This is a genomic window from Bacillus cereus group sp. N6 (genome assembly GCF_016483705.1).
Classification (GTDB): Bacteria; Bacillota; Bacilli; order Bacillales; family Bacillaceae_G; genus Bacillus_A; species Bacillus_A wiedmannii.
On the sequence record NZ_JAEHBI010000012.1, the window covers coordinates 82219 to 108658 of the forward strand.

Sequence of the window (26440 nt, forward strand, 5' to 3'; positions counted from 1 at the left end):
TAAAGGCAGAGTAGAGAAATTTAGGGGGTCTGAACATGTTTCAAGTACAAAAAGAATTAGCAAGCCATGAAGCGGTAATCGTTGCCTTATTTGAAGAAGAGAAAACGAGTAGTTTTGTACAAGAACTGGACAAAGCGTTTGAAGGACAACTACAAGTTTTATTAGAAGAGAAAGAACTTTCTACGAAGAAGAAAGTTATTTCAAAAGTACATAGTTTAGGAAAAACAAATGTGAAACGTTATTATTTCGTTGGTTTAGGTAAGAAAGAGTCTTACACGACAGAAACGTTGCGTGCTGCTCTTGGTAAGGCATTTAAAACGTTACAAGCAGCAAAAGTACAAGATGCAGCAATCTTACTTGATTCTTTCGTAACAGAGAAATTAGATGCAATTGATGTAGCTCATATTGCAGCAGAAGTACAAGGTCTTGGTACATATGAGTTACAAACGTATAAATCAGATAAAAAGGATCGTGTGGAACTAGAGAAGTTCACGGCTATTACAGCAGAAGATGCACAAGAAATTGAAGCTGCATTAACAGTTGGCTACGTACATGGACGTGCAACAAATTCAGCTCGTACACTTGTAAATATGCCGCCAAACGTATTAACAGCAACAAAGCTTGCTGAGTATGCTGTTGAGTTAGCGGAAAAGTATGATATGGATTATAAAGTTCTTGAGAAAGAAGAGATGGAAGATCTTGGTATGGGTGCGTTACTTGCAGTAAACCAAGGTAGTACAGAGCCACCAAAAATGATTGCTCTTATTTATAAAGGAAAAGAAGAGTGGACAGATGTCATTGGATTCGTTGGAAAAGGGATTACATACGATACAGGTGGTTATTCTTTAAAACCACGTGAAGGCATGGTCGGTATGAAAGGTGATATGGGCGGTGCTGCGTCTGTATTAGGTGCGATGGAAATTATCGGTGAACTTCGCCCAGAGCAAAATGTGATCGCTGTTATTCCATCAACTGATAACGTTGTAAGTGGTACAGCATTTAAGCCAGACGATGTAATCACATCTATGAGCGGAAAAACAATTGAAGTATTAAATACAGATGCAGAAGGTCGCCTAGCGTTAGCTGACGGTATTACGTATGCGAAAAAACTAGGTGCAAACTATCTTATTGATGTTGCGACATTAACAGGTGGTGTAATTGTTGCACTTGGAAATCAGACGACAGGCGCAATGACAAACAATGAAGAGTTGTTTGAGCAAGTGCTAGAGGCGTCTATGGAAACAGATGAATCAATTTGGCAATTACCGATTTTTGATCGTGATAAAGAACGCGTTCGAAACAGTAAGTTTGCCGATTTAAATAACTCACCAGGCCGCGAAGGACATGCGGTTATGGCAGGTACATTCTTAGGTGAATTTGCTGAAGATACACCTTGGGTACACTTAGACATCGCTGGAACATCTGAAACGTCAGGAGCGCATGATTTAGGGCCAGCTGGAGCAACAGGTGCAATGGTACGTACACTTGCAACACTTGTTGAACGTTTCGGAGAAGAGTAAGATCCATAAGAGAAGGCTGTTCCGATATTTTGGAACAGCCTTTTTTATTGGTATGATTATTGTCATTTTTTTTCGTTAAGTCGATATAATTTCATTTCCTATTGTACTGTTCTATAGGAAAAGATGGATCCTATAAAGAAATCGTATATAACGTTCCATTTAAAGCGAATGAAGTGCGACCTGTTTCTTCAGAGACAACTAAAATAAGTGCGTCGCTTTTTTCTGATAAGCCAATCGCAGCTCTGTGACGTGTTCCTAGTTCAGGATCAACTTCTGTGCTTTTCGTTAACGGAAGAATATTGGCAGCTGAAACAATATGATCATTTTTAACGAGAACGGCTCCGTCATGAAGAGGGTTACCTGGATAGAAAATGGATTCAAGTAACGGTGAGGTTAAATGAGCATGTAATGTTGTTCCAGTTTGAATGAGAGAGTCAAGTGGTTCGTTTCTTTCCACAACAATAAGAGCCCCGTGTTTTCGGGCGCTTAAATGTTGGACAGTTGCTGTAATAGAATGTGAGCTTTCAGTATAAGGTGATAAATACGCTTGAATATAGTATGTAGCTGCCAATGTTTGTACGTTTGCTAACATATGATGAATATCTTCCATTTTGCACAAAATACATTCATCTTCTTTATCAATTGCTTGTCTCATAATTGATAATTCTTTCTCAGCAATTTCAATCATTTGCTTTGTTTGTATTTTGAGCTCTTCTGACAAGCCCCATTCTTGCATAATCCTCATTCCCTTTAGTGGAGTATTTAACCATAGTGTATACAAATATTCCTAGTAAAATCCTGTTAGATTGTAAAAAATATTGAGATACAGGTTGTTTTTTTCATATAATAAAGGTATGACAAGCGAGAGGAGATAGAAATATGAACTGGAAACAAGAATTTAGTCGCTGGCTTTCCTATGCAGAGTTAGACGCAGAACTAAAAGAACAGTTAGAAAACATGAAGCAAGATGAGAAGAAAATTGAGGACAGCTTTTATAAAAATCTAGAATTCGGCACAGGTGGTATGCGTGGTGAACTTGGTGCTGGTACGAACCGTTTGAACGTATATACAGTTCGTAAAGCAACACAAGGATTAGCGAAGTTTATTGAAAAATTAGGTGAAGAAGCGAAAAAACGCGGTGTTGTTGTAGCGTACGATTCTCGTCATAAATCACCTGAATTTGCAATGGAAGTAGCTGCTACACTTGGTGCACACGGTATCACAACATATGTGTTTGAAAGCTTACGTCCAACGCCAGTGCTTTCTTTCGCAGTTCGTCATTTACATACAGTAAGTGGAATCGTTCTTACGGCAAGCCATAATCCGCCGGAATATAACGGTTATAAAGTATATGGTGAAGATGGTGGGCAGTTGCCTCCAAAAGAAGCTGATGAGTTAATTAGCTATGTAAATGCAGTAGAGGATGAGTTAACAGTTGAGGTTGCTAATGTGGAGCAATTAAAAGCTGACGGTTTATTACATATTGTTGGACAAGAAGTAGATGATGCATATGCAACAGAATTGAACAATGTCATCATTAATAAAGAAATGGTACAAAATGTTGGAAAAGACTTAAAAATCGTCTTTACACCATTACATGGAACATCAAATATTTCTGTGCGCCGTGGTTTAGAAGAAGTTGGATTTATAGATGTAACAGTTGTAAAAGAGCAAGAGTTACCAGATCCGAACTTCTCTACAGTAAAATCACCGAACCCAGAAGAGCATGCAGCGTTTGAGTATGCAATTCGTGACGGTGAGAAGGTAGGCGCAGATGTGTTAATCGCAACGGATCCTGACGCAGACCGTCTAGGCGTTGCAGTTCGTAATCACGATGGTGAGTTCCAAGTATTAACGGGTAACCAAACAGGTGCATTAATGCTTGATTACTTATTATCTCAAAAGAAAGAAAACGGAACGCTTCCAGAGAACGGTGTTGTATTAAAAACAATCGTAACGTCTGAAATTGGCCGTACAATCGCGAAAGCATACGGTTTAGATACAGTTGATACGTTAACTGGATTTAAATTTATCGGTGAGAAAATTAAACAGTATGAAGAAAGCGGACAATACGAATTCCAATTCGGTTATGAGGAAAGCTATGGTTATTTAATCCGTCCATTCTGTCGTGATAAAGATGCAGTACAATCTGTTCTATTTGCATGTGAAGTAGCTGCATACTACAAATCACAAGGTAAAACGTTATACGATGGTTTATTAGAAGTATTTGAGAAGTACGGTTTCTTCCGTGAAGATCTTGTATCGTTAACGTTAAAAGGAAAAGATGGAGCGGAACAAATTCAAGAAATGATGGCAACATTCCGTGAAAATCCTCCGAAAGAAGTAGCGGGCTTAACAGTTGTAGCTGTTGAAGACTATAAAGCGAGCATCGTTACATCTTTACAAGATGGACATAAAGAAGAGATTCACTTACCGAAATCAAATGTGTTAAAATATCAATTAGAAGATGGTTCTTGGTTCTGCCTACGCCCATCTGGAACTGAACCGAAGATTAAGTTCTACTTCGGTGTTCAAGATAATTCTTTACAAAATAGTGAACAAAAGTTACTTACTATTAAAGAAGATATTATGAATCGTTTATAATATAAAGTAATTTTAAGTAGTAAGGAACGAAAGGGAGTGAAACCTCCCTTTTGTTTTATGTAAGGAAATAATCGTTATTGATTCTGACAGAAGAGAGGGTATTTTGTGATGAAAAAAGTAAGAAAAGCCATAATCCCAGCAGCTGGATTAGGAACACGTTTTTTACCAGCTACAAAAGCAATGCCAAAAGAAATGTTACCGATAGTAGATAAACCAACTATCCAATACATTGTAGAAGAAGCAATAAAATCAGGAATCGAAGATATTATTATCGTTACTGGTAAAACGAAGCGCTCTATTGAAGATCATTTTGATAATGCATTTGAGTTAGAGCAAAACTTATTAGAAAAGAAAAAGTATGAGTTACTTGAAAAAGTACAGGCTTCTTCAAAAATGGTAGATATTCACTATATCCGTCAAAAAGAACCAAAAGGATTAGGACACGCTGTTTGGTGTGCACGTAAATTCATTGGTGATGAGCCATTCGCTGTTTTATTAGGTGATGATATCGTTCAAGCTGAAAAACCATGTTTACGTCAATTAATTGAAGAATATGATAAAACGCTTTCTTCTGTTATTGGTGTACAAACGGTTCCAGAAGATGAAACACACCGTTATGGAATTATCGACCCATTAGAGCAGGAAGGACGTCGTTACCAAGTTCGCAATTTCGTTGAGAAACCAGCAGCAGGTACAGCACCTTCAAACTTAGCAATTATGGGACGTTACGTTTTAACACCTGAAATCTTCATGTTCTTAGAACAGCAACATGTTGGTGCTGGTGGTGAAATTCAGTTAACAGATGCAATCCAAAACTTAAACGAAATTCAACGTGTATTTGCTTACGATTTCGAAGGAAAGCGCTACGACGTAGGTGAAAAGTTAGGATTCGTTCAAACGACAATCGAAATGGCTCTGCGACACCCAGAATTACGTGATGACATGGTTCCAATGATGCAGAAAATTTTAGAAGAACACACGAAGCAACAGTCTTAATATAAAAAAGGAGTTATTTCAGTGTACTGAAATAACTCTTTTTTATTATGAAATCGTCGAATGAGAATGCTGATAAGCGGAACGACGTACAGCATAGTATATGCGAGGTGCGATAATAGCACCGATAATGGTAAATGCAATATCTTTTACTGCGAACCACATCATAATCATCCAAGCCGCTTTATAACTCATATTACCACCCATGAAGAAATTGACTGCCCCGTACATATAAGTAGTACCGATAATATACGTTAAAATGATTCCTGTGAAAGAGGCAATTGCAAATGTACTGAATGTTGGTCGTTCTTTTTGTTCTACTAGTTTTCCGGATACGTAAGCAACGATAATAAATGCAATAATAAAACCACCAGTAGGATCTAAAAGTGCTCCGAATCCAGCTTTGAAGTTAGCGAAGATTGGTGCACCAGCTAAGCCAACGAGCATATACACAGTCATTGATAATGCGCCAAGTCTACTTCCAAGAAGAAGCCCTGCTAAAATTGCGAAAAATGGTTGCATAGATAATGGGATACCCGCTACTTGCAGGAATGGTGCCCAAGATACAATATTTGCACCAATGGCCATAAGAGCGACGAACATGGCAGCTAATGCTAAATCTAAAACATGAAATCTCCTCATAATGTTAACCTCCTGTTGTTTTTAGGTTAACATTATCGTAGCGAAAATATTTACTTGTTGTCAATCAAAATATTTTGATAAGAAGGCTTCAAATACTCTCTTAGCAACGTATACGGAATACGAAATTGAGGGATTCCGCTTGAATAAGGAGCAATCTCATATAAAGGGAAATAAATGACGAGATTGTCCGGTTCTAAAAAGAAGTGGAACTTTTTCGTGCTCATGACCTTTTCAGTTGCATCGGGAAAATAAATACTTTCATTTTGTTTAATTTGTCTTACAATCTCAGCACGGATTATTTCTTTATATTTATCTTCTGGTTGAAATAGATCGTCTAAGTGTAGTAACTTTTTTTCTTTTAAATCAAATGTGTTTGCCTTCCACTTATAAAGACCGTGTGCTCCGCCTGTATATTGATAGTAATTCACATATAGGCTGAGCAACGGTGGTTTATTTAGGGAGACTTTATAATCAACATTCGCCACGTACGGATGAAAAGGTGTACTAGATCCTTCTGTTTCTTTATAATATTTTTTTGCGTCTTTTTCTAATTTTGTTTTAAATTTGTCAGTAGATTTTTTGTAATAGAAATTGAGCTTATTTTGAAATTTAGAATCGGAAAAATTGTGAAACGAAGGTCTGTTAATTTGATATTCTATATAAGGTTTCTTACCTTTTTGTGTTACAGTCTGAACATCGATTGTCAGGTTGGATGCTTTGGCTGCTAGTGCACAATTTGGTACAATAGTCAGCAAGGAGAACATAAGCAGTAATATACAAAATTTCTGTTTCATTTAGGTGAAACCTCCTTATATAAGTGTTATAAGTAGTTTGAAAATAAATAGGTAAAATTATACATTCAATTAAAGTAAGAGAAGGAGGAAACGATATGGGAAAAACTTTAATGGATTCACTTGGAATTGAGTTGTTAGAGATGACAGAAGATAAGGTGGTTGCTACGATGCCTGTTGATGAGCGTACGCATCAGCCGTTTGGTTTTTTACACGGCGGTGCATCTCTTGCATTAGCGGAAACAGTAGCAAGTGTTGGTTCATACAATTTAATTGATCAAGAGAAATGTATTTGTTTCGGTCTAGAAATTAATGCAAATCACATTCGCTCAAAGAAAGATGGGATTGTAACAGCGATCGGAACACCGATACATAGAGGACATTCAACGATGGTTTGGGATGTACGTATTATTGATGAGAATGATGATTTACTATGTATATCAAGATGTACAGTAGCAATTAAAGAAAAACGTGAAAAGTAAAAAGAGGCGGCTCAATAGAGCGCCTCTTTTTTATAATTAGAACTGGATTTTCTTCTCTAAGAAACCTTTTAGCTCGCTAATTGGCATACGAACTTGTTCCATTGTGTCACGGTCACGTACTGTAACAGCTTTGTCTTCAACTGAGTCGAAGTCGTAAGTGATACAGAATGGTGTACCGATTTCGTCTTGACGACGGTAACGTTTACCGATAGAACCAGTTTCGTCAAAGTCTACCATGAAGTCTTTAGCTAGTTCTGCGAATACTTCAGTAGCACCTTCAGATAGCTTTTTAGATAATGGTAAGATAGCTGCTTTGTATGGTGCTAAAGCAGGGTGGAAACGAAGAACTGTACGAGAATCGTTTTCTAATTGCTCTTCTTCATATGCATCACATAAGAATGCTAATGTTACACGGTCAGCACCTAAAGATGGCTCGATGCAGTACGGTACGTAACGCTCATTCGTTTGTGGATCGATATAGTTAAAGTCTTCATTAGAGTGTTCCATGTGACGTTTTAAATCGAAGTCTGTACGAGATGCTACGCCCCATAGTTCGCCCCAACCGAATGGGAATCTAAATTCAATATCAGTTGTTGCGTTACTGTAATGAGATAATTCCTCTTCACCGTGGTCACGAAGACGCATGCTTTCTTCAGTCATACCAAGTGAAAGTAACCAGTTCTTACAAGTTTCACGCCAGAATGCGAACCACTCTAAATCTTCACCAGGCTTACAGAAGAATTCAAGTTCCATTTGTTCGAATTCACGTGTACGGAATGTGAAGTTACCAGGCGTGATTTCGTTACGGAAGCTCTTACCGATTTGGCCAATACCAAATGGAAGTTTTTTACGCATAGAGCGTTGTACGTTTTTAAAGTTTACGAAAATACCTTGTGCTGTTTCAGGACGAAGGAAGATTTCGTTCGTGCTAGACTCTGTAACACCTTGGAATGTTTTGAACATTAAGTTGAACTGACGGATTTCAGTGAACTCTTCACTACCGCAATCAGGACATTTTACTTCATGTTCTTTCATTAAGTCAGCCATTTGGTCGAAAGTAAGACCATCAACAACCATTTCGATGCCTTTTGCATCTAATGCATCTTCAATTAATTTGTCAGCACGGTGACGCGCTTTACATTTTTTACAGTCGATCATTGGATCGTTGAAGTTACCAACGTGACCAGAAGCGATCCAAGTTTTTGGGTTCATTAAAATAGCTGCGTCTAAACCAACGTTGTATGGAGATTCTTGAATGAATTTTTTCCACCAAGCTTTTTTAACGTTATTTTTTAATTCGATTCCAAGTGGACCGTAATCCCAAGTGTTTGCAAGACCACCGTAAATTTCAGAACCAGGGAAAACAAAACCGCGATGTTTCGCTAAGTTTACAACTTGTTCCATTGAATACATAATAAAATCCTCCTTTTGAAAGTTAACGTATTGGCGATGACGTGCTCAGGTACTTATGAAACGAGCAGTATATGCTTTGAAAAACATAAAAAAACGCTCATCCCAAGGCTTAATTGCCTAGGGACGAGCGTTTGCCCGCGGTTCCACCCTAGTTGATACACAACAGGTGCATCCACTTTATCACGTATTGCTCGGGACTGCCGTTTCCTTGCGGCATCAGGCTTTCACTATCCCTGAATCGCTTTTTGTGCAAGTACTTATAAGTCCTTCATCGCTACTTATATTAATAATAATGAACATATTCTAACACGTTCTTTTTTAAATCTCAATAGAGGAACGCGTCTATCTATGATAGAGTCTCGCCTATTTTTTCGTTATTTATTCCGTAATTTTGTTTAATGTGCTTAATTGCTTCACGTTTACTAAGGGGAGCAAGCTCGTTATTTTGCACGTATTCCCAAACGACATCGGGCTTCGTTTTTGCATACTCGCGAAGGATCCAGCCAATCGCTTTTTGAATGAAAAATTCTTTTGAAGAATGTAGTTGTCCAATAATCCAGAAAAGAAGTTCTTCATCCATCTTTTGTTTGTATTTTAGCTGGAACAAAATAGCGGCGCGTTGTAACCATATGTTATCTGATGCAATCCATTTTGGAATATAGGCAGAAATTAATTCTGGATGTTTTAAAAAGATATTCCCTAAAAATGTAGGGACGATGCTATCAACAGAATCCCACCAAGATTTTGTTACAATGAGTTCTTCTAAAAACGGGATATGAGTTTCGTTTATATGCTTTTTATATTTTTGCATAATATCGAGTGCGGCCGCTTGAAATTCACGTTCTGGTAAATCCCAAAGCTCACGTACGATAACTTGGAAATCTTTTTGATCTGGGAGAGTATGTATTTGGATGACGTCTTTCAATAGTTGTCTTCTTTCAGGTGTTTGAATACCGAGAAATGGGAAGTGATTTTTCATATAACGTGCCATCGGTTCTGCTTTTTCAGGATTTTTATGGGCTGTGAAATGCTCTTGTAATGCTTGTACAAATGGATGCATAAGTGCGTTCTCCTCTCTTATTATCTCGCTCCTATTATTATACAGAGAGTTTGGATAAATTTTAAAACATAACTTGTAAAGTAATGAAATATGTTGAGAGTAGAGAGGAGAGGATAAGATGGAAGATCAAGGCGTACTAGCAGGTTTCTTTGCTCTTAGTTTTGCGTTTATTCTTGTTGTATTGATTTGGGCAATTATTGCGTATTTATTAACGGCTTTTGCACTGTATACGATGGCGAAAAATGATGGTGCAACGGATGGTGCTCTTGCGTTTATTCCTTTTTTAAATAGTAAGATATGGGGTGATTTAGCAAAAGACAAATTACCGGATTTCTTAAAAGAAGAAGCAGGATGGAAAGTATTCGGCATATATGTCGCGTGTTTCATTTTTAACTTCGTACCAATTCTATATTTATTAGCAACAGCTGTATCGATTGTGCTGTCTATTTATCTTATCTACGCAATTTTAGATAGATACGGAACGAATTCTATATTGTTTACGATTATTCATACAATCACATTTTCGGTTTTCTTACCGATTCACTTGTTCATTATTCGGAATGAGCCGGTAAGGTATAACGAGTAGATATATGTGGGGAGCTGTTTCGAATATATTTTGGAACAGCTCTTTGTTGGTTAATAGATATTTCGTTGACCAAGAAAAAAGGGCTGTCACATGTGACAGCCCTTTTTCTACTACATAAGGTAGCGTAAATAAATATAAATATGAGAAATGATTAATGAAACGATCATAATTGGGAAGCCGACTTTAAGGAATTCCATGTAGCTAAATTTATGGCCCTCACGACTTGCGATACCTGCAACAATTACGTTAGCAGAAGCTCCGATTAATGTTCCGTTTCCACCTAGACAAGCACCTAATGCTAATGCCCACCATAATACGTCGATTTGTGCGTCAGAAGGTGATAAACCTAGCCCAACTGCCATATCGTTAATAAGTGGGATCATTGTTGCAACGAATGGAATGTTATCAATTGTTGCAGAGGCGATACCAGATACCCATAAAATAAGGATAGATGCGTAAGAAACATCTCCGCCCGTTATTCCAATTACTTTTTGAGCTAACATTTTGATAAGGCCGATATCAATAAGTCCTCCAACAAGTACGAATAGTCCTGCGAAGAAGAAGATTGTTACCCACTCTACACTTGCGAATACCTCTTCAATTTCATGCTCTTTCACACCGATTAGCATAAGTACAGTAGCACCAGTTAAAGCGATGATAGCTGCATCAACATGGAAGATCGAATGAGTCATGAAACCTACGATTGTAAGTCCAAGTACGGTTAAAGATTTTTTCATTAATACTGGATCTTTAATGTATTGTTTTTCATCTAAACTCATTAATTTTTTAATTTGTACAGGATCAGCAATTAATTGTTTACGGTACATGAAGTAAAGTATTGTCGCTGTAACAGCAATAATAATGATTACGATAGGTGCTAAGTTGAATAAGAACGCATTGAAATCTAAATGCTTATTTGCAGAACCAATCATAATGTTAGGTGGATCACCAATTAATGTTGCTGTTCCTCCAATGTTTGAAAAAATAATTTCAGAAAGTAAATAAGGAACAGGATTTACTTTCAGTATGCGCGTAATAGATAAAGTAACTGGAACAACAAGAAGTACAGTTGTAACGTTATCTAAAAATGCGGAACCAAGCGCAGTAAGTAAGGAAAGTGAAATTAAAATTTTAATTGGATTTCCTTGCGCCCCTTTTGCTGCTTTAATGGCAACGTATTGGAAGACACCCGATTTACTTGTAATGTTCACCAGAATCATCATACCGATGAGTAGCGTAATCGTCCCCCATTCAATATGTTTCGTAAAGGCGTTGTGTAAATCAACGACCCCCATAATTACCATGAGTGCTGCACCAAGAAGTGCGATGACAGCGCGATTAATTTTTTCTGAAATAATAATGGCATATGTAATTAAAAAGACTGCGATAGCAAAATAATACTGCCAGTTTGCGAGCTCTTGCGTTGTTTCGTGCAAAACTCTCATCTCCTTCCATTCACTTTTCTTAGTGTGTCAAAAAATTAACTAGATGAAACACACATAACGTCATTATAAAGTAGAAAAAAGGGGGATGTAAATGAAAGGGCTTATTTTGTCATATTTTCTGCATCGGTCATTTTTTCTTATTTTTAAAAATATTTGTGGGCATTTGACATATATATAAGATACATCCAATCTGAATATTTAAAATGGAATTAGCATTCGAGCTTGTTCGTGTAGGAGTGTCAAATAGAAAGGAATGACAAAGATGATAAGGAAGGGATCGTATGGATGAACAACGATTTTTATTTTTGGATTTTGAGTTTACGATGCCCCAGCACAGAAAAAAACCAAAAGGATTTTTCCCGGAAATCATTGAGGTAGGACTCGTTTCGGTTGTTGGCTGTAAGGTAGAAGACACGTATTCAGCTCATGTTAGGCCGAAAACTTTTCCTTCTTTAACGGATCGATGTAAGAAATTTTTAGGAATTAAACAAGAAGTCGTAGATAAAGGAATTTCGTTTCCAGAACTCGTTGAAAAACTTGCAGAATATGAAAGGAGATGTAAACCAACCATTGTTACGTGGGGAAATATGGATATGAAAGTGTTGAAGCATAATTGTGAAATGGCAAGAGTAGACTTTCCGTTCTTAGGACAGTGTCGTGATTTATCACTTGAGTATAAGAAGTTTTTTGGGGAGAGAAATCAAACAGGATTGTGGAAAGCAATTGAGGCGTATGGAAAAGCAGGGACGGGTAAGCATCATTGTGCGCTAGATGATGCGATGACGACGTATAATATTTTTAAATTAGTAGAAAAAGATAAAGAGTATTTAGTGAAACCAGCACCTCCAACGTTAGGAGAACTCGTTGATTTTTCAAAAGTGTTAAAGAAAGTGAGTACACAGTAACGACCAAATTGCACAGTATGTAATTTGGTCGTTTTGTTTTTTTAAAGTTTGTAGTCTTTTTTTAACTGCTCTAATGTTTCTAGACTACGAACCGCAAAAGGTGAATCATCTTCAGAAAATGAATTCATTTGAGTTTCCAATGCTAATTTGAGTGACTCTGTATACTCTGGAATTTCTCCTTCATATTTCTTCACCATTTGCTCTGGAATGTTTGTCTGTTCACGGAAAGCTAAAGCACGTCTTTCATGGAAAAATGGTACGTCAGCTTGTTTTACGTTATGTAAGTCACCTTGCACCGGATGTTTTAAAACAGCTAACACTTTTACGACGTAACTGCCAGGACGGCTATTTGTAACTTCGCCGATGTATTTGCCAGTTTTATAAATACCAGTAACGATTTCACCAATTTCAAATGTTTCTCTCATATTTTTCACCTCAAGTTTATAGTAAGGAAAGTGTGCGAAGGAGTCAAAGAAATCATTCGCTTTCGGAATGCCCCCTTGAGAATATGGATAGGTTCCACTATAATTTAAAGTGATATAACAGAAAATTCTGATGTATATTCTTATCATGCATTCTCAGATAAGAATCTAAATACAGTTATATAAAATATACACAAATACATATAAATGCAGTCTACCTATGAAACAATATAAACCAAAAATTTGCTGAAATAACAATGTATCTGTAAAAAAATCACAGAGTTAGGTTCATACGTATTGGGGAAAGGTTATTGTTTTAACTAATGAAAATTATCTTCACTGGAAGAGCTTATTCAAGACTTACTATCTATCGTTCATGTATTTAGTTGTAGAATTTACGGGTTAAGGAAATACAAAAAGAAAATATCGAGGATGAAGATTTATGAAAAGAGCATATCTAATAGAAATCCATCCGACAAAAGAACAAACAACCCAAATAAATCAAACGATTGGTGTATGTAGATATGTTTACAACCTGTATATCTCTAAAAACAAAGAGTTGTATGAAGCTGAAGGGAAGTTTCTGAGTGGGTATGACTTTTCTAAATGGTTGAACAATGTCTATACAAAAAAATGTGATCAGTAGATAAAAGAAGTATCAAGTAAAGCTGTAAAACAAGCGATTATGAATGGGGATAAAGCTTTTAAGCGATTTTTTAAAGGGTTATCCAAATTTCCACGATATAAGAAAAAGAAGAAGCAAGATGTGAAGTGTTATTTCCCTAAAAACAATAAAACAGATTGGACAGTTGAAAGGCATAGAGTAAAAATCCCCACAATTGGTTGGACAAGGTTAAAAGAATATGGGTATATCCCTAAAAATGCAAATGTAAAAAGTGGCACAGTATATCAAAGAGCAGGAAGATATTTTGTATCTGTACTTTGCGAATTGGAAGAAATGGCAACAAAGTTAGCACTCAATAAACTAGGTCTAGGGATTGATTTAGGAGTGAAGGATTTTGCTACACGTAGCGATGGTATCGTTCATGAAAACATCAACAAAACAATAAAAGTAAAAAAGATAGAAAAACGGTTAAAACGTGAACAACGCTCTTTAGCACGTAAATTTGAAAATCTAAAAAAGAGAGGTGAAAAATCTGTTACTAATAAAAGAGTGAATATAGATAAAAATGTTCTTAGAGTGCAAAAGCTGCATGCTCGATTAGCGAATATTCGAATAGAGTATGTAAAGTCTATTGTAACGAATGTGGTGAAAACCAAGCCAACGTTTATTACAGTGGAAGATTTGAATGTGAAAGGTATGATGAAGAATAAACATTTATCTAAAACAATTGCCAAGCAGTCTTTTTTTGCTTTTAAAACGTGGCTTTTGACGAAATGTGAGGAATATGGAATTGAATTACGTCAAGTAGACCGGTTTTATCCATCGTCAAAGTTATGCTCATGTTGCAGTCAAAAGAAAGCGGATTTAAAGCTATCTGACCGAGTATATACATGTGAATGTGGCAATGTAATGGATAGAGATTTGAACGCAGCGATCAACCTTTTACAAGCAAAAGAATATACAATACTAACGTAAATAGATTGTATATATGTACGGTGGGCTACATCGAAATTTACGCCTGTGGAGTGTTACAGCAAACTGTAGTAGCGAGTGATTGGCGAGGCAGGACACGTAGAAGCAGGAATACTCTAAGAATGTGCATATGTCTATATTTTTAGTAGCAGTGTTCCGTATGATGCCTTTATATTTTCCGGAAGATAAAACAGAATATATTATTCCAGGGATTGTTTGCGTTCTATTTATCATTGGTGCCGTTGCTACGTGGCGTATGTTCATTCGTGTATCAAAACGCGAAGCGGAGCGATTACAGAAAGTTGAAGAAAAACTTTTAGCGGAAAAGAAACAGTAACTCATTTTTGTATGTTTCCCTCTATGCTCGGACAATCTAAGGGCAGAATATATTTTGGAGGGAATAGAATGAAAAAACGGCTTTTTTTAAGTTGTTGTTTATTATTTCTGATGGCAGGTTGTGACCAAGGGAAGCCGAAAGAAATTGACGTGAAATTACATAATGCTTCAGGCGATGAAGTGGGGACTGCGAAAGTAGTGCAGCAAACAAGCGGAGTGAAAATTACGATTAAAGGGGAAGGTTTCGCACCAGGCGCGCACGGACTGCATGTACACGAAATTGGTGAGTGTAAAGCACCACGTTTTGAATCATCTGGTAATCATTTTAATCCTGATAATAAAAAGCATGGACTTCTTAATCCGAAGGGTGCAGAAAACGGTGATTTACCGAACGTAATTGCAGACGGTTCTGGAAAGATTAAAGCAGAAATCGATGCGCCGCACATAACGCTTGAAGAAGGGAAAACGACGATTCATAGAAAAGATGGAGCGTCTATTATTATTACAGAAAACGCTGATGATGGTATGACACAACCAACAGGTAAATCCGGTGATCGAATTGCTTGTGGTGTCATTGTAAAAAAAGCGTCGGATATGAAGAAAAAGTAAAAGCTACCGTGCATGGTAGCTTTTTTTGTGAAACGTATTTGAAAAGATATTGATAAAGGAGGTTTTCCCGAATTACCTCCTTTCTTATTCTGAAAACGTATGGCGCAGTCTATTTAAAATTTCTTCTAAAACAGATCTTGGACAGCCGATGTTAATTCGAATATGTTCTTCGCCGCCTAATCCGTATTTCTCACCAGGTTCAACGATGATTTTCCCTTTTTCCTCAAGTAATGCAGTGCGTTCATTTCGAGAAAGCTGTAGGCGGGAGCAATCGATCCATAATAAAAAGCTACCTTCTGGTTTCGTTACAGAAAGAGCGGGTATGTGATTTTTAATATATTTACAAGCGAATTGAGCGTTATCTTCTATATATAATCGAATTTCATGTAGCCAATCATTACATTCTGTATAGGCACTTTGCATCGCTGTATAGGCAAATGTATTTAATCCGTGGAAACCTTGTCTATATTGGATAGATATAAAGGTTTGACGGAGTTTTTCGTTTGGAATGATAATAATCGATGCCTGTAATCCAGCGATATTAAATGTTTTACTCGGAGCCATACAAGTAATCGTGCGCGCTGCTAATTCTTCAGATAAGGAAGCGAACGGTGTATGCGTATGATCTCCGTAAATAATATCGGAATGAATTTCATCCGCGACAACGATTACATTATATTTTGTACATAACGTGCCAAGTTGTGTAAGTTCCTCTTTTGACCAAACACGCCCGATTGGATTGTGAGGACTACAAAGAAGCATGAGTTTGACGCCTTGTTGAAATTGCTTTTCTAAATGATCGAAGTCTATCGTATATGTATCATTTTGTTTCTGTAAAGGACTCACGCATAATCGTCTGTTGTTTGTTGTGACCATTTCGAAAAATGGGGGATAAATAGGTGGTTGTACGAGAACGGATTCGTTTTCCTTTGTGAAGGCCTGTATGCTCGCACTAAGAGCTGGAACGATTCCCGCGAAGACAATCCAATCTTTTTGAATATCCCAGTTGTACTGTTTTTTTGTCCAGTTACAAATAATATCTCCAATATTTTCGGGAGGAAGTGTATAGCCGAAAATAGGATGCTCGATACGTTTCTTTAAAGCAGTCTGAATTGGTTGTGGTACTTCAAAATCCATATCAGCAATCCAAGCATGGAGAAGTTCTTCATTTTTATACGTATCCCATTTCGTACTATGAGTTCCACGTCGATTGACTGTTTTATGAAATAGTTGCATAAGTTTGCCCCCTTCTTCTGTAAACCGTTAAGTTATGAAAGTTCTCTCTCTTCTTATAGAATAGCTGATGTGATAGGATAAAGAAAAGCACTAAAAAGTGAAAAGGCGGGAAGCGAATGGGTACATATGAAAAGATGATAGAGGTTGTGAAGAATTGGGATCCGTTTCAAATGGGACCGGAGTTTTATGAAACAGAAGCGAGCGATGTTGTGAACGTCGTAAGTGTGTTCGACGATCCAAAATACATCGCAAAAAAGATTCAACATATATACTTTATGTCTTTTGAGGAAGTACCTGCGCTTGGAAAATGTGAGAAGTTAGCTGTGGAATTACTTGTAATAAAAGAAGGCGGAAGTTGTTCATTGTAGGCTGTCGGAATTTCCGACAGCCTTTTGTATTATTGTGCAGAAAAAGCGATAATTTCTTCATAAACAAGTTCAGGCTTTTCTTCAGGTAGTAAATGTCCTGTGTTTTCGTAAGAAATAAATTTCGAATTTGGTAAATCTTTGTGTAGCCGATGACCTACATGTACAGGGACGACACGATCTTTTTCACCCCAAATGAGTAGTGTAGGTGTTTCGATTTTTTGTAATTCAGTTGAAGATAAATCACCTTCACGGTCTCTTATCATACGAGTTAAAGCAGGGAATATACGGTTGTCATAAAAAGGAGCGGAGTAACCTTCCTTCATTTCATCGTCAATTAATGAGTGATCATGAACGACATTCATTAAGTTATGAACAATCCCGCGCCGTATAATCCAGTTCTTTACGTATAAATGAAAGAACGGTAAATAAGAAGAGTACAGTAAAGGTAAGGTTGCGCGTGCTAAATAGCTAGAGCTGCATAGTAAAATTGTCTTTGAGATTAATTCAGGGCGTATACGGTTTACATAGAGAGAAATTTGTCCACCCATAGAATGCCCAACTAACACAATATTTGAGAGAGATAAATGTTCAATTAAATCGATAATAACCGTTGCTAAATTATGATAAGAATACTTAAAGAGATGAGACTTATCACTTTTTCCGAACGGTGGCAAATCAAGAGCTAGTACTGTTCCTGCTTTCGATAATAAAGGAATGAGGCGGCGGTAACTGAATGAGGAAGATAAAAAGCCGTGAACGAGTACGAAAGTAGGACGTTCCGTTTTGTTGTCATGTTCATACAATTCGTAATGAATAGTAGTGCCGCGAGTGGAAAAAGTGAAATAAGGACAAGTATATTCGTGATACATTTTTTGTCACTCCATTGATTTTTGTTCATATCATCTCCAAGGCAGAAAAAAATATGTTAACAAAAAAAGGCAAGATGACGATGTCATCTTGCCTTTTGCTTATTCATCATTATCCACGAACAATATTAGGCGGTGTTTTTCCTTGTAACCCTGCAACTAAATTTTCAGCGGCTGTCATAGCCATTTGCTGCCTAGTTTTTAATGTTGCAGATCCGATGTGTGGTAAAGTCACAACATTTTGTAATGATAAGAGCGGATTATCTTTTTGAATCGGCTCTTGTGTAAACGTATCGATGCCCGCTGCAAAGATTTTCTTTTCGGTTAACGCATGTATTAACGCTTCTTCATCTACTGTTTTTCCGCGAGAGGCATTAATGAAGATTGCTGTTTCTTTCATTAATGAAAATTCCTTTTCTCCGATAAGATGATACGTTTCATCTGTTAATGGAGTAAGAAGAACAATAAAATCAGATTGTTTGAGTAACGTCTGTAAATCACAATATGTAGCATCGAATTTTTGTTCAGCTTCTTCTTTACGGCGACGGTTATAATACAGAACATTCATATCAAATCCGAATTTCGCCCGTTTTGCAACGGCTTCTCCAATTCGTCCCATTCCGATAATACCGATTGTACTATGGTGTACATCCAGCCCGAAGTGCTCTTTTCCGATTTCGGCGTTCCATTCACCATTTTTCACGTAGGAGTCGAGTTCGCAGACGCGGCGACCAGCAGATAACATAAGAGCGAAAACAAGGTCCGCTACTGTATCATCTAATACATATGGTGTATTCGTTCCAATGACATTGCGCTTTTCCATCGCCTGTAAATCAAAATTATCGTAACCGACAGAAATGTTGCTCACTACTTTTAAGTTAGGAGCTACATTTAATAATTCTTCATTAATAGCAGATCCGAAATTTAATAAGCCATCTTTATTTTGTATTTTCTCCAATAGGACATCACGAGGTACCTTCTCATTTTGCTCCCATTTTTCATAATCACAGTGTTCTGATAAATAGTTTTCTACAAATGTTGGAACTGGTTCAGCAATATAAACTTTTGGTTTCACGGTTCCATCCCCTTTCGCTTTATCACGCATTTTCCCGCTGATTAAAGTTTCACTTTACCCCGCTTTAACGAGCAGTAAGACTCCCACCTAAAAAGACGGCTGAGGCAAAGAAGTGAGGTGGGAGATCAACTGCTCGTAAAAGCCCGATTGGTTCAACTAATAATCAGCGGGGTGAAGCATTCCGCTGATTAAAGTTTCACTTTATTTTGACATAATTCACTAAAAAAATCTTCTTTTCAAACTGGAAAGGGTATTTGTATAATTTAGACACAAACGAAAAGGAAGGATGATTTATATGGTGACAGAAAAGGAATTAGAATTATTAGCTTGTCTTGAAAAAAGTAGTCGATTATCTGTAGATACATTAGCGAAGCTGTTAAATATAGAAGTAGAAGAAGTAAAGAAGATGGTTGGAAAATTAGAAGCGGAAAAGATTATTGTGGATTATGTAACACATATCGATTGGACGAAGGTAAAAGAACATACAGGTTTAACGGCGATGATCGATGTGAAAGTTACGCCAAAGCGCGGCGTTGGGTTCGATGCGGTTGCTGAACAAATTTATCGTTATTCAGAAGTGAAATCTGTGTATTTAATGTCAGGGACATACGACCTTTCTATTACATTAGAAGGAAAGACAATGGGAGAAGTAGCGATGTTTGTTTCTGAGAAATTAGCAACAATTGAATCTGTCGTTTCTACAACAACGCATTTCATTTTGAAAAAGTATAAACATGAGGGAATTATTTACGAAAAAAACGATGATGATAAGCGCATTGTGGTGACACCATGAAGCAATTTGAACTATCTAGAACGGCAGAATCTTTACAACCATCTGGTATTCGAAAGTTTTTCGATTTAGCAGCAAATATGAAAGGTGTTATTTCTCTTGGAGTAGGAGAGCCTGACTTTGTTACACCTTGGAATGTAAGGCAAGCATGCATCCGTTCTTTAGAACAAGGATATACGTCATATACAGCAAATGCAGGATTATTGGAACTGCGCCAAGAAATAGCAAAGTATCTAAAAAAACAATTTGCAGTATCTTATGATCCGAACGATGAAATCATTGTTACAGTTGGAGCGAGTCAGGCGTTAGATGTAGCGATGCGCGCCATTATAAATCCTGATGATGAAGTACTCATTATTGAACCAAGTTTCGTTTCTTATGCACCGCTTGTGACATTAGCTGGAGGAGTTCCGGTTCCTGTGGCAACGACTTTAGAAAACGAGTTTAAAGTACAACCAGAACAAATTGAAGCAGCTATTACAGCGAAAACAAAGGCAATTTTGCTTTGTTCACCAAATAACCCAACAGGTGCAATGTTAAATAAATCCGAGCTTGAAGAAATAGCAGTGATTGTTGAGAAGTACAATTTAATCGTATTATCTGATGAAATTTATGCAGAGCTTGTATACGACGAAGTATATACAAGTTTCGCGAGTATTAAAAATATGCGCGAGCATACAATTTTAATTTCGGGATTTTCAAAAGGGTTTGCGATGACAGGATGGCGCCTCGGTATGATTGCAGCCCCTGTTCAATTTTCGGAATTAATGCTTAAAATTCATCAATATTCCATGATGTGTGCACCGACAATGTCTCAGTTCGCAGCACTCGAAGCATTACGCGCGGGGAATGATGAAGTAATTCGGATGAGAGATAGTTATAAGAAACGCCGTAATTTTATGACGACATCGTTTAATGAAATGGGTTTAACGTGTCATGTGCCGGGCGGAGCATTTTATGTCTTTCCTTCTATTTCTTCAACTGGACTATCTTCGGCAGAATTTGCAGAACAGTTATTATTAGAAGAAAAGGTGGCTGTTGTACCTGGAAGTGTATTTGGCGAAAGTGGTGAAGGATTTATTCGTTGCTCGTATGCAACATCGCTTGAACAACTTATGGAAGCAATGAAGAGAATGGAACGGTTTATAGAAAATAAAAAAAGGACAAAACATAATACGTTTTGTCCATAAAAGGGGGGGAATACTAGAAAGCCATGTGTTAGTATTCTATCCCAATATTAGAAAATTATACGTACTCTAGGAAATTTTTCGTTAATTTTGAATGAGTTCTGCCATAGTGGTATAATTTACTAATATAAGGTATGCATATCCTGAGTAGCTTTACTTAGGGTACGTACTAACTAATCGGATATTTAACAATAAATCATCTGCTTTACTATCTACAATTGTAGAGAAAATGGTAACGTATGGGAGTGTTTCATATGTCAGAACAATATACAACTGGAGTGGTTGTAACAGGGAAAGTGACTGGGATTCAAGATTACGGAGCATTTGTAGCGTTAGATGCAGAAACACAAGGACTTGTGCATATATCTGAAATTACAAATGGATATGTAAAGGATATTCATGACTTTTTAAAAGTCGGCGATACAGTAGAAGTAAAAGTACTTTCAATTGATGAAGAACACAGAAAAATGAGTTTATCGTTAAAAGCGGCGAGAAGAAAACAAGGGCGGATCCTTATACCGAATCCATCTGAGAACGGATTTAATACGCTGCGAGAAAAGCTAACCGAATGGATTGAAGAGTCCGAGTTAACAAAGTAAAAGAGGAGCGCATATGAGCGTTCCTCTTTTACTTTGTCTTATGATATATATTTGCAAATATGATTGCATGCAATCATATTCGTATGTCGGAGGTGAAATAAAGACATACTGACTAGTGGATTTCGTTCGTTTCTGGGTGAGTGCCAAGATTTTCTGATGGTTTAAAGAGTAAACCAAGATTGATAAGCCCAGAAATACCGACGATGCCGTAAATAATACGGGAAAGAGCTGAATTTTGTCCACCGAAAATGGCTGCCACTAAGTCAAACTGGAAGAACCCGATTAGTCCCCAGTTCACAGCGCCAATTACAGTAAAGACTAATGCGATACGTTGCAGAGTACTCATGAAAAAGCCTCCCTTAATTGTGAAGCGTGAGCAAGCGATGAGTTAATTAACTCCTTTATAGAATGGCGTAGTTATGTTGTTTTTATACATAAAAAATATAAGAAAAAGGATGTATATACATCTATACCGAAAAATACGAATTTTTATGCAAAAAATGAACTTTTTCTAAAAAATATATATTGGTTACGTTTACAATGGTTGAATCGCTTGATTTACAACTTCAGTTTCGCTAAAGTGAATACAGAAATACATATACATTATTGGAGGGAAAAAGATGAGTACACATGTAACGTTCGACTATTCTAAAGCGTTATCCTTCATCGGTGAACACGAAATCACTTATTTACGTGATGCAGTGAAAGTAACACATCATGCAATCCACGAAAAAACTGGAGCTGGGAACGATTTCCTTGGGTGGGTAGACCTTCCGCTTCAATATGACAAAGAAGAATTTGCTCGCATTCAAAAATGCGCAGAAAAAATTAAAAATGACTCTGACATTTTACTTGTTGTAGGTATCGGTGGTTCTTACCTAGGAGCACGTGCAGCAATCGAAATGTTAAACCATTCTTTCTACAACACGCTATCTAAAGAACAACGTAAAACTCCACAAGTGCTATTTGTTGGACAAAACATTAGCTCCACTTACATGAAAGATTTAATGGACGTATTAGAAGGTAAAGACTTCTCTATTAACGTTATTTCCAAATCAGGTACAACAACAGAGCCGGCACTAGCATTCCGTATTTTCCGTAAGTTATTAGAAGAAAAGTATGGAAAAGCAGAAGCTCGCAAACGTATTTATGCAACGACGGATAAAGCACGTGGTGCATTAAAAACATTAGCTGATAACGAAGGTTACGAAACATTCGTTATTCCAGATGATGTTGGAGGACGTTTCTCTGTATTAACGCCAGTTGGTTTATTACCAATCGCAGTAAGTGGCTTAAATATTGAAGAGATGATGAAAGGTGCAGCTGCTGGTCATGATGACTTCGGTGCATCAGAACTAGAAGAAAACCCAGCTTACCAATACGCAGTAGTTCGTAACGCTTTATACAATAAAGGAAAAACAATTGAAATGCTTGTTAACTATGAGCCGGCACTTCAATACTTCTCTGAATGGTGGAAACAGTTATTTGGTGAAAGTGAAGGGAAAGATCAAAAAGGTATTTTCCCATCTTCAGCAAACTTCTCAACTGACTTACACTCATTAGGTCAATACGTTCAAGAAGGTCGTCGTGACTTATTCGAAACAGTTCTGAAAGTAGGTAAATCTACACATGAACTAACAATTGAATCAGAAGAAAACGATTTAGATGGATTAAACTACCTTGCTGGTGAAACTGTAGACTTCGTAAACACGAAAGCATACGAAGGTACATTACTTGCACATAGCGATGGTGGTGTACCAAACTTAATCGTAAATATCCCTGAATTAAATGAGTACACATTCGGTTACCTTGTATACTTCTTCGAAAAAGCATGTGCGATGAGCGGCTACTTATTAGGCGTAAATCCATTCGACCAACCAGGAGTAGAAGCATACAAGAAAAACATGTTTGCTTTACTTGGTAAACCAGGATTTGAAAAGTTAAAAGCAGAATTAGAAGAGCGTTTAAAATAATAAAAAGCGACCGGATTCCGGTCGCTTTTTATTATTTTATCGAAAAGTCCATCGGTATATTCAAACTAGAGTGGGTATGCTAAAGAAAAAGTCTAGGAGGGATGGGCTTGATTCCGATTCAATCAAATGTAGAAGGACGTACATATGCGTTATATAAGTTAGAAGAGATAATGAAGCCACTTGGGTATAACATTGGTGGCAATTGGGATTACGATAAAGGATGCTTTGATTACAAAATCGATGAAGAAGATGGCTATCAATTTTTACGAGTGCCATTTACAGCAGTGAATGGCGAATTAGATGTGCCTGGTGTAATAGTCCGTCTGGAAACGCCGTATATTCTTTCGCACGTATATCAAGACGAACTAGATGATCACGTAAATACTTTAACGGCTGGAACGAGTGGAATGGATCAATTTGCTGAGCCGAAAGATCCAGATGGAGATGTGAAAAGAAAATATATCAATATTGGGAAAGTGCTCATGCAGGAACTAGAAAAACATTTTCTTAATGGTGAATAACAATGAGTATGTCGCTTTCAATGAGAACAAAGGAATGGACTGGATTAATCATATATTGTTCGTCGCGTTTTATACCTAGTAAGAGAATATTTTGCTTTAAAAGAGTATAGCTACAATTTGCAAAAGTTTGTCCAGTGCAGGAAGGATAAAGCTCCATCAGTTGTAATTTGTTATCAGAGATTTCATCGTAAAGTGAGAATAGTACGCCTGAAATGGAAGGGAATAAAAGAGAAGCGGTAAATACGTAGCTCGTTAATTTATTTCCTTCTATAATTTCTGATACACCAGCTCTAGTTGCATTTTGTATTTGTTCAGAAGTAAGAAGTTCGGCGATGCAGTGAATGTTTGGATTGAGACCTTTCGCAGTTAAAATATTTAAAATGGACTGTGTATCTGCTAAGCTTTCATTTTTTTCTTTATCAGCTGTTATTAATATAGTGTGAGCCGTTGTAATATTAGCTTTTAATAAAGTTTGATCGTGATGCGGGCAACCCTTTATAAATTCTAAATGATGAAATGGTTTTGGAAGTAAAGAAAGTGTTTCATCAATTAAAACGATATCAAGGTTCGGTTGTAAGATGTGCATTTGTTTTACAACATGTTTTGCCCGTTCATTCCAACCCACGATAATCATATGACCGTTAGAGGTAGCGGCTTCTTCTCCTTTAATTTTCATATATTGTTTATTAATCATATCAGTGGCGAACAGAACCATATAATAAGAACAAAAACCGGTTCCAAATAAAATAATACCCATACCGATAAGTTTGCCTATTAGTGTATGCGGGGCAAAGTCACCATAGCCAACGGTGAAAATGGTAACGATTGACCACCAAACTCCATCAAACCATGTGGTGAAGTGCGATGGCTCTAATCTATGTATAAGGAAGCCAGAAAAAGCAGTAAGTAAAACAATAAAGCAAACTAAACGAAAAATAATGGAATCACGAAATGTATCTACTAAATTTGGACGGGATTTCAAACTCTTATTCCTCCTTACTTTGCAGGACTACATTCATTGTTACCATTATAGAAAAAAGAAAAACTCTCTAATTTAAAAGAGAGTTTGTTTTACATTACATACTTTCTAATTCAGTTTGTTGGACACTTTCAAGATGCTGGAGGGCGTAGTAAACATCAGCGGTATGCCTTTTTTGATCGATAGATAATTTCAAATGTAAATAGTGAGAGCCATTCTCCAATGTTTTGAGCTTCATATTCTTAACTTTTATATCCATTTCTTTTATTTCTTCAATTACAATTGGGATATTGTCCATATTTCGCACGACAAGTTTTACTGCGATATCACGTTGACGAAATGATCTCGGTCCTACAAATTTCATTGCTAATGGTATAAGTTCAACGCTAATCATAAGGAAACACATTCCGAAAATCGCTTCGATATAGAATCCAGCCCCAACAGCAATACCAATACCAGAAGCACCCCAAATCATAGCAGCAGTCGTTAGTCCTGCAATGCTATCGTTTCCTCTTCGTAAAATAACACCGGCACCTAAAAAACCGATTCCTGATACAATTTGAGCGGCAAGTCGAAGTGGATCCATATTCATATGATCGGTATGTGGTAAATTGTAAGCCGCTTTAATAGAAACAATCGTCAGGAGGCAACTAATGATAGAAATAACTAAACAAGTTTTTAAACCAAGTGGTTTTCGTTTTAATTCGCGCTCTAAACCGATAGCGAACCCTAAAATAGCCGAGAGACCTAGTTTGATTAATAAATCGGTATAGTCCATATATATTCCTCCTTGTATGATATGGTATATGAATAAAACATTTATTATAGAAAGAAACGCTTTTGATAGAGTGACTTTATATAGAATATATGTAGGAATTATTTATACATGAAAGAGATATTTCGTTTAAGTATATGATATTAACAAAGAAATTAGGGTGATCTAAAAAAAAGTTTATAAAAGGTGTTGCATTTCGATTTTCACCATGATATATTAATAACCGTCGCTGATACGGAAACGCAGAAAACGACAAAAAAGAAATTGAAAAACTTAGTTGACATCGAAAAGCGAAGATGTTAACATAAGGAAGTCGCAAATGAGCGACCAAGTAGTTCTTTGAAAACTGAACGAAACAAACAACGTGAAACGTCAATTTTTATTTTTAGATGCTAGACAAACTAACTTTATTGGAGAGTTTGATCCTGGCTCAGGATGAACGCTGGCGGCGTGCCTAATACATGCAAGTCGAGCGAATGGATTGAGAGCTTGCTCTCAAGAAGTTAGCGGCGGACGGGTGAGTAACACGTGGGTAACCTGCCCATAAGACTGGGATAACTCCGGGAAACCGGGGCTAATACCGGATAACATTTTGAACTGCATGGTTCGAAATTGAAAGGCGGCTTCGGCTGTCACTTATGGATGGACCCGCGTCGCATTAGCTAG

At 37.1% G+C, this 26440-nt stretch carries 27 protein-coding genes, 1 rRNA gene and 2 pseudogenes; 17 read left to right on the forward strand and 13 right to left on the reverse strand.

Annotation, left to right across the window (positions count from 1 at the left end; translation table 11 throughout):
* The first annotated feature begins 35 nt into the window (after window positions 1-35).
* Window positions 36-1520, forward strand: a complete 1485-nt coding sequence (gene pepA, locus JDS99_RS11760) for a cytosol aminopeptidase (protein WP_087986044.1) — start codon at window positions 36-38, stop codon at window positions 1518-1520.
* Between the two features lie 130 nt (window positions 1521-1650).
* Here pepA and cdaS read toward each other — a convergent pair whose 3' ends face one another.
* On the reverse strand, window positions 1651-2256 hold the full coding sequence (gene cdaS, locus JDS99_RS11765) for a sporulation-specific diadenylate cyclase CdaS (RefSeq protein ID WP_070169194.1): 606 nt from the start codon (window positions 2254-2256) through the stop codon (window positions 1651-1653).
* A 143-nt stretch (window positions 2257-2399) separates the two neighbouring features.
* Here cdaS and JDS99_RS11770 point away from each other — a divergent pair, with 143 nt between their 5' ends.
* Both JDS99_RS11770 and galU read left to right on the forward strand, forming a co-directional pair.
* Entirely contained in the window at window positions 2400-4124 is a 1725-nt protein-coding gene (locus tag JDS99_RS11770; protein ID WP_199695114.1) for a phospho-sugar mutase, read from the forward strand.
* 108 nt (window positions 4125-4232) lie between these two features.
* Window positions 4233-5120, forward strand: a complete 888-nt coding sequence (galU, locus tag JDS99_RS11775; RefSeq protein WP_087986056.1) for a UTP--glucose-1-phosphate uridylyltransferase GalU — start codon at window positions 4233-4235, stop codon at window positions 5118-5120.
* A 45-nt stretch (window positions 5121-5165) separates the two neighbouring features.
* On the opposite strand, the gene JDS99_RS11780 is transcribed toward galU, so the two are convergent.
* Together JDS99_RS11780 and JDS99_RS11785 are read right to left on the reverse strand one after the other, a co-directional pair.
* Window positions 5166-5759: a biotin transporter BioY gene (locus JDS99_RS11780; RefSeq protein ID WP_001252151.1), complete on the reverse strand. Its 594-nt coding sequence runs from the start codon at window positions 5757-5759 to the stop codon at window positions 5166-5168.
* 50 nt (window positions 5760-5809) lie between these two features.
* Window positions 5810-6553: a DUF3298 and DUF4163 domain-containing protein gene (locus tag JDS99_RS11785; protein ID WP_087986046.1), complete on the reverse strand. Its 744-nt coding sequence runs from the start codon at window positions 6551-6553 to the stop codon at window positions 5810-5812.
* 95 nt (window positions 6554-6648) lie between these two features.
* Here JDS99_RS11785 and JDS99_RS11790 point away from each other — a divergent pair, with 95 nt between their 5' ends.
* Entirely contained in the window at window positions 6649-7032 is a 384-nt protein-coding gene (locus JDS99_RS11790; RefSeq protein WP_000520763.1) for a hotdog fold thioesterase, read from the forward strand.
* A 36-nt stretch (window positions 7033-7068) separates the two neighbouring features.
* Here JDS99_RS11790 and JDS99_RS11795 read toward each other — a convergent pair whose 3' ends face one another.
* Together JDS99_RS11795 and JDS99_RS11800 are read right to left on the reverse strand one after the other, a co-directional pair.
* Window positions 7069-8445: a glycine--tRNA ligase gene (locus JDS99_RS11795; RefSeq protein ID WP_000287155.1), complete on the reverse strand. Its 1377-nt coding sequence runs from the start codon at window positions 8443-8445 to the stop codon at window positions 7069-7071.
* 346 nt (window positions 8446-8791) lie between these two features.
* Complete coding sequence (locus JDS99_RS11800; RefSeq protein ID WP_199695115.1) at window positions 8792-9505, reverse strand: DNA alkylation repair protein; 714 nt, start codon at window positions 9503-9505, stop codon at window positions 8792-8794.
* 118 nt (window positions 9506-9623) lie between these two features.
* Between JDS99_RS11800 and JDS99_RS11805 the strand changes: the two genes are divergently transcribed.
* On the forward strand, window positions 9624-10091 hold the full coding sequence (locus tag JDS99_RS11805; RefSeq protein WP_000390066.1) for a hypothetical protein: 468 nt from the start codon (window positions 9624-9626) through the stop codon (window positions 10089-10091).
* A 110-nt stretch (window positions 10092-10201) separates the two neighbouring features.
* Here JDS99_RS11805 and JDS99_RS11810 read toward each other — a convergent pair whose 3' ends face one another.
* Window positions 10202-11527 (reverse strand): ArsB/NhaD family transporter, encoded by a 1326-nt coding sequence (locus JDS99_RS11810; RefSeq protein ID WP_137011545.1) that lies wholly within the window; start codon window positions 11525-11527, stop codon window positions 10202-10204.
* 290 nt (window positions 11528-11817) lie between these two features.
* On the opposite strand from JDS99_RS11810, the gene kapD reads away from it, so the two are divergent.
* Window positions 11818-12441: a 3'-5' exonuclease KapD gene (gene kapD, locus JDS99_RS11815; protein WP_000344365.1), complete on the forward strand. Its 624-nt coding sequence runs from the start codon at window positions 11818-11820 to the stop codon at window positions 12439-12441.
* A 41-nt stretch (window positions 12442-12482) separates the two neighbouring features.
* Here the strand turns inward: kapD and kapB are convergent, their stop codons facing one another.
* The gene (gene kapB / locus JDS99_RS11820; protein ID WP_001209345.1) at window positions 12483-12866 is read right to left on the reverse strand and encodes a kinase-associated lipoprotein KapB; all 384 of its coding nucleotides are present in this window, start codon (window positions 12864-12866) and stop codon (window positions 12483-12485) included.
* Window positions 12867-13193: 327 nt separating this feature from the next.
* Here kapB and JDS99_RS32755 point away from each other — a divergent pair.
* The 4 genes and pseudogenes from JDS99_RS32755 to sodC form a co-directional block, all read left to right on the forward strand.
* A pseudogene (locus JDS99_RS32755) lies at window positions 13194-13293 on the forward strand (IS607 family transposase); the annotation flags it as partial.
* A 12-nt stretch (window positions 13294-13305) separates the two neighbouring features.
* Window positions 13306-14463, forward strand: a pseudogene (locus JDS99_RS11830) (RNA-guided endonuclease InsQ/TnpB family protein).
* A gap of 127 nt (window positions 14464-14590) precedes the next feature.
* Window positions 14591-14797 carry a hypothetical protein gene (locus tag JDS99_RS11835; RefSeq protein ID WP_141522890.1) on the forward strand — a complete coding sequence of 69 codons (207 nt, stop codon included), beginning with the start codon at window positions 14591-14593 and terminating at the stop codon, window positions 14795-14797.
* Between the two features lie 68 nt (window positions 14798-14865).
* On the forward strand, window positions 14866-15405 hold the full coding sequence (gene sodC, locus JDS99_RS11840) for a superoxide dismutase [Cu-Zn] (RefSeq protein WP_000746533.1): 540 nt from the start codon (window positions 14866-14868) through the stop codon (window positions 15403-15405).
* A gap of 84 nt (window positions 15406-15489) precedes the next feature.
* On the opposite strand, the gene JDS99_RS11845 is transcribed toward sodC, so the two are convergent.
* Window positions 15490-16641: a MalY/PatB family protein gene (locus JDS99_RS11845; protein WP_199695116.1), complete on the reverse strand. Its 1152-nt coding sequence runs from the start codon at window positions 16639-16641 to the stop codon at window positions 15490-15492.
* A gap of 116 nt (window positions 16642-16757) precedes the next feature.
* On the opposite strand from JDS99_RS11845, the gene JDS99_RS11850 reads away from it, so the two are divergent.
* A complete protein-coding gene (locus JDS99_RS11850; protein WP_000537643.1) occupies window positions 16758-17009 on the forward strand; it encodes a YugE family protein in 252 nt (83 codons plus the stop codon).
* Window positions 17010-17038: 29 nt separating this feature from the next.
* On the opposite strand, the gene JDS99_RS11855 is transcribed toward JDS99_RS11850, so the two are convergent.
* On the reverse strand, window positions 17039-17878 hold the full coding sequence (locus JDS99_RS11855; RefSeq protein ID WP_199695117.1) for an alpha/beta fold hydrolase: 840 nt from the start codon (window positions 17876-17878) through the stop codon (window positions 17039-17041).
* A gap of 109 nt (window positions 17879-17987) precedes the next feature.
* Entirely contained in the window at window positions 17988-18980 is a 993-nt protein-coding gene (locus tag JDS99_RS11860; protein WP_087986052.1) for a 2-hydroxyacid dehydrogenase, read from the reverse strand.
* A 265-nt stretch (window positions 18981-19245) separates the two neighbouring features.
* Here JDS99_RS11860 and JDS99_RS11865 point away from each other — a divergent pair, with 265 nt between their 5' ends.
* The 3 genes from JDS99_RS11865 to yugI all read left to right on the forward strand — a co-directional run bounded on the left by JDS99_RS11865 (window position 19246) and on the right by yugI (window position 21526).
* Entirely contained in the window at window positions 19246-19743 is a 498-nt protein-coding gene (locus tag JDS99_RS11865; protein ID WP_199695118.1) for an Lrp/AsnC family transcriptional regulator, read from the forward strand.
* A complete protein-coding gene (locus JDS99_RS11870) occupies window positions 19740-20930 on the forward strand; it encodes an aminotransferase (protein ID WP_087982765.1) in 1191 nt (396 codons plus the stop codon). The genes JDS99_RS11865 and JDS99_RS11870 overlap by 4 nt, the downstream gene beginning before the upstream one ends.
* A gap of 251 nt (window positions 20931-21181) precedes the next feature.
* Entirely contained in the window at window positions 21182-21526 is a 345-nt protein-coding gene (gene yugI / locus JDS99_RS11875) for a S1 domain-containing post-transcriptional regulator GSP13 (RefSeq protein WP_000003769.1), read from the forward strand.
* Window positions 21527-21638: 112 nt separating this feature from the next.
* Here the strand turns inward: yugI and JDS99_RS11880 are convergent, their stop codons facing one another.
* Window positions 21639-21872: a DUF378 domain-containing protein gene (locus tag JDS99_RS11880; RefSeq protein ID WP_048542215.1), complete on the reverse strand. Its 234-nt coding sequence runs from the start codon at window positions 21870-21872 to the stop codon at window positions 21639-21641.
* Window positions 21873-22146: 274 nt separating this feature from the next.
* Here JDS99_RS11880 and JDS99_RS11885 point away from each other — a divergent pair, with 274 nt between their 5' ends.
* A complete protein-coding gene (locus JDS99_RS11885; protein WP_048542213.1) occupies window positions 22147-23499 on the forward strand; it encodes a glucose-6-phosphate isomerase in 1353 nt (450 codons plus the stop codon).
* A 107-nt stretch (window positions 23500-23606) separates the two neighbouring features.
* Complete coding sequence (locus JDS99_RS11890) at window positions 23607-24020, forward strand: YugN-like family protein (RefSeq protein WP_141555603.1); 414 nt, start codon at window positions 23607-23609, stop codon at window positions 24018-24020.
* Here JDS99_RS11890 and JDS99_RS11895 read toward each other — a convergent pair.
* Both JDS99_RS11895 and JDS99_RS11900 read right to left on the reverse strand, forming a co-directional pair.
* The gene (locus tag JDS99_RS11895; RefSeq protein ID WP_087986054.1) at window positions 24007-25002 is read right to left on the reverse strand and encodes a potassium channel family protein; all 996 of its coding nucleotides are present in this window, start codon (window positions 25000-25002) and stop codon (window positions 24007-24009) included. The two genes, JDS99_RS11890 and JDS99_RS11895, sit on opposite strands and share 14 nt — an antisense overlap.
* 94 nt (window positions 25003-25096) lie before the next feature.
* On the reverse strand, window positions 25097-25777 hold the full coding sequence (locus JDS99_RS11900) for an MgtC/SapB family protein (RefSeq protein ID WP_098048555.1): 681 nt from the start codon (window positions 25775-25777) through the stop codon (window positions 25097-25099).
* Window positions 25778-26181: 404 nt separating this feature from the next.
* Here JDS99_RS11900 and JDS99_RS11905 point away from each other — a divergent pair.
* Window positions 26182-26440 (forward strand): 16S ribosomal RNA (locus JDS99_RS11905); the annotation flags it as partial.